4 protein-coding genes are annotated in these 3,720 nt (G+C 69.8%); all 4 read right to left on the bottom strand.

Annotated elements, in window-relative coordinates; all coding sequences use genetic code 11:
* Nucleotides 1-139: 139 nt before the first annotated feature.
* The 4 genes from VOI19_RS16125 to VOI19_RS16110 all read right to left on the bottom strand — a co-directional run bounded on the left by VOI19_RS16125 (nt 140) and on the right by VOI19_RS16110 (nt 3,621).
* The gene (locus VOI19_RS16125; protein WP_323793985.1) at nt 140-304 is read right to left on the bottom strand and encodes a hypothetical protein; all 165 of its coding nucleotides are present in this window, start codon (nt 302-304) and stop codon (nt 140-142) included.
* 337 nt (nt 305-641) lie between these two features.
* Nucleotides 642-929 carry a WhiB family transcriptional regulator gene (locus VOI19_RS16120; protein ID WP_323793986.1) on the bottom strand — a complete coding sequence of 96 codons (288 nt, stop codon included), beginning with the start codon at nt 927-929 and terminating at the stop codon, nt 642-644.
* 222 nt (nt 930-1,151) lie between these two features.
* Nucleotides 1,152-1,418, bottom strand: coding sequence for a hypothetical protein (locus VOI19_RS16115; RefSeq protein WP_323793984.1), 267 nt, complete (start codon nt 1,416-1,418; stop codon nt 1,152-1,154).
* Nucleotides 1,419-1,578: 160 nt separating this feature from the next.
* Entirely contained in the window at nt 1,579-3,621 is a 2,043-nt protein-coding gene (locus VOI19_RS16110) for an ATP-dependent DNA helicase UvrD2 (protein WP_323793983.1), read from the bottom strand.
* Nucleotides 3,622-3,720 lie beyond the last annotated feature (99 nt).

The following is a 3,720-nucleotide window of genomic DNA, read 5'->3' as shown; positions in this document are numbered from 1 at the left end:
GGTGCTCGTCCGACGACCTGGTCGGCCACCCTGGATGCCCACTCGCCGTCCCCGGTCCCTCGCTCCTGGCCACGCCATCCTGACTGTGGCTGCTGCTGGGACGAGCTGCCCTACTGATCCTCGTCGCGCTGGCGCACCCTCACCACCACTCCTGGTCGAGCTTGCCCTCCATGGCCCGCAGGTGCTCGCGGGAGCAGGTGAGGCAGTAGCGCAGCGCGCGGCCGCGCTCGACGCTGCTCGACCAGGTGAGCAGCGTCGCGGCGTCGTCCTCGACGGTTCCGCAGAAGGCGCAGGTCTCACTCACTCCTCCACCGTAGGACGCCGAGGCGCCACGCGGCGCCGAAAACGAGCAGGAGCCGGACGCGACGTCGAGACGTCGTGTCCGGCTCCTGGTTGAAACACCCGCGATCAGGGTGTCCGGAGGTGACTCCGGGGGTCCTACAGAGCGCGAGCGAGGGCGAGACGGGCCTGCAGCGCTGCGCGCTCGGCCCTGCGGCTCAAGCGCCGTGCGCGGGCCAGGTGGTGGCCCGCACGCAACTCCTGCGCCTCTCCCAGGCGCGCGGACATATGTGCCCGCGCCAGGTCTTCATGCATGGTGTTCACGTCAGTACTCCGGTTCTCGTATGGGGTGGGGCGGAGGCTCATGCCGCCACCTCGGTGCGGTCCTTGCGGGGCCGGCCGCGCGGGCGCTTGCGGGGGATGACCACTCCCTGGAGGAAGAGCTCACCGCCCCACACGCCCCACGGCTCGCGGCGCTCGAGGGCTCCGTCGAGGCAGAGCTCGCGCACCGGGCAGCCCTGGCACAGGGCCTTGGCGAACTCGACGTCCGCGGGCAGCTCGGCGAACCACAGCTCCGGGCTGTTCACCCGGCAGGGCAGCAGTGCTTCGTCGACCTGTCCTGCCTGGTCGTGAAGACCTCCGAGGGTCATCACCTGGTGGCCGCCCGTGAAGTCCTGCCGGCGTTCGAGGGTGCTGGTGGTCATCTGGTCACCTCCGTCTCTCTTGTCTGATCGCTGATGTGGCTGGTGCTGGTGATGCTGATGGTGCTGTTCCTTCTCAGTCATGCGTCTCCTGACAAACACCTGACAAACACAAAGGCCGCGGATCCCTTGACGGGTTCCGCGGCCTGGAGGCTGCTCTCTACTGATCTCTCAGCACAGAGGTGGCTTCCAGGCGTGGTTTCCCGGGGTGTAGGCAACGAGGCCCACGTGTCCCTTGGCGGTGACCTGGCGCTCGCGGATGGTGGCCGACGGATCGGTCGTCAGACCGATGGCCGGAATCCACCGCTGACCGGCGGTGCGGTCGGCGTCGAGAGCAGCGAAGGTGCAGCCGCGCGTGGACATGGCAAAAGCAGACGTGCTGCCCGACGTCGTGCCGGGGCGAGCGATCGTCGTCGCCGTGGTGTTGATGTTCTCCATGGAGGCCACCTCCTTCGATGCATTCGTGCGCAGGTCTTGTCAGGACCCTGGTGCGCGGTTGATCAACTGATGAGAAGCAAACTACGCGCCCCTGTGAGTAAGGGGCAAACCATTTAATGGCTATTTCTCGAACTTTCTTCGCCGGCGCTCGCCGGCGGCCTCACCCCACCAGCTCGAGGAGGTCCGCGCCGTACTTCTCGAGCTTCTCCGGGCCGATGCCGGACACGGCCCGGAGGGCCGTGGGGGTGCGGGGCTTGAGCTCGGCGACCAGCTCGAGCGTGGCGTTGCTGAACACCATGAACGGCGCGATCTCCTCGCTCAGGGCCTTCTCCTTGCGCCACTCGCGCAGCCGCTCGAACAGCGCCTCGTCGTAGCGCACCGGGCAGTCGGCACAGCGACGTCGCGCCTTGTCGGCCGGCGCCAGTGGCTTGCCGCACTCCACGCAGGTGCGGGCACCCTTGCGGCTGCTCGGACGTGTCGCGGGCTGCGCCGATGCCGGAAGCAGGGAGGTGAGGAATCGCGACGGCTTGCGACGCGCCGCCTGGCCCGGGTTGCGCGCCTGGGCCCAGGAGACGACCAGGTCGCTGCGGGCGCGAGTCATCCCGACGTACAGGAGTCGGCGCTCCTCCTCGATCGCAGCCGGGGTGGTGGCGTAGGTGAAGGGCAGGGTGCCGTCCTGCACACCGACGAGGAACACCGCGTCCCACTCCAGGCCTTTCGCGGCGTGGAACGTCGCGAGGGTGACTCCCTCGGCCACGGGGGCGTGCTGCTCGGAGGCGCGGCGATCGAGGTCGTCGACGAAGGCGTTGAGCTGGTCGGGCTCGGGATTCTGGACCGCGAAGGCCTCGGCCTGGCTGACCAGGGCCTGCCAGGACTCCCATCGGTCGCGGGTCTGTCCACGGGTCTGGGGAGCCTCGCTCGTCCAGCCCATCCCGGCCAGGGTGTCGCGCACCAGGTCGACCCAGGTGTCGCCGTCGGCCGCAGACGCCCCCGATCGGGCCGCTCCGCGCAGGCGCGTCACCGCCTCGCGCACCTCGGGACGGTCGAAGAAGCGCGATGCTCCGCGGATGACGTAGGGGATGCCGGCGTCGGTCAGCGCCTCCTCGTAGGCCTCCGACTGGGCGTTGATGCGGAACAGCACCGCGATCTCGGAGAGGGGATGTCCGGCGTCGCGCAGTCGCTTGACCCGTCCTGCGACCGCAGAGGCCTCGGCCACCTCGTCGGGGTGTCCCTCGAAGACGACGTCGCTGCCCGACGCACGCTGGGCCCTCAGCTCGACGCTGGTGCTGGAGGTGCCGGCGAGCAGCGAGTTGGCGGCGCTGACCACCTGCGGGGTCGAGCGGTAGTTGCGCACCAGCTCGATGGAGGTGGTGTCGGCGTACTTGCGGGGGAAGTCGCGCAGGAAGTCGGCGTTGGCGCCGGCGAAGGAGTAGATCGTCTGCGCCGGGTCGCCGACGACGCAGAGCTCGTTGCGACCGCCGAGCCAGAGGTCGAGCAGGGCGGACTGGAGGGGCGAGACGTCCTGGAACTCGTCGACGACGAACCACTTGTACTGGCGTCGCACCTGCGCCGCGACCCGCTCGTCGTCGGCGAGGATCCCGGCGGTGAGCAGCAGGACGTCCTCCATGTCCATGCGACCCTGACCGCGCTTGACGTCCTCGTAGCCCGAGAGCACGCGGGCGACGGTGTCGGCGTCGAGGTTGGCGACCGAGCGGTTGCGGGCCTCGGCGATCGCCGGGTAGTCCTCGGGGCGGACGTTGCTCACCTTCGCCCACTCGACCTCGGAGGCGAGGTCGCGCAGGGCGGCCTGGTCGGTGGTCAGGCGCAGCCGCCGAGCAGCCTGGACGATCATCGGGATCTTCGACTCGGTCAGGGTGGGCAGCTCGGTGCCGTGGACGTGCGGCCAGAAGTAGCGCAGCTGGCGCAGGGCCGCGGCGTGGAACGTGCGGGCCTGCACGCCACCGGCCCCCAGACCACGCAGCCGTCCGCGCATCTCGCCGGCGGCGCGCGTCGTGAAGGTGACGGCCAGCACCTCGGTGGGCGCGTAGACACCGCTGTGGACGCCGTGCGCGATGCGGTGGGTGATGGCGCGGGTTTTGCCGGTGCCGGCACCGGCCAGGACGCGGACGGGACCCCTCAGGGTCTCGGCGACCCGGCGCTGCTCCGGGTCGAGACCGGACAGCAGGTCCGTGGGGTGGGACATGGAACAACTCCTGGCAGCGGGTGGTTGAAGCGGTCGTAGTGATCGATGCGAGCACGACCGTGCTCGAGCCTCGACGCCGAAGGGGACATTCCCAGATGA

Source organism: Nocardioides sp. (genome assembly GCF_034670285.1).
GTDB lineage: Bacteria > Actinomycetota > Actinomycetes > Propionibacteriales > Nocardioidaceae > Nocardioides.
This window is presented reverse-complemented; position numbering and strand designations above follow the sequence as displayed.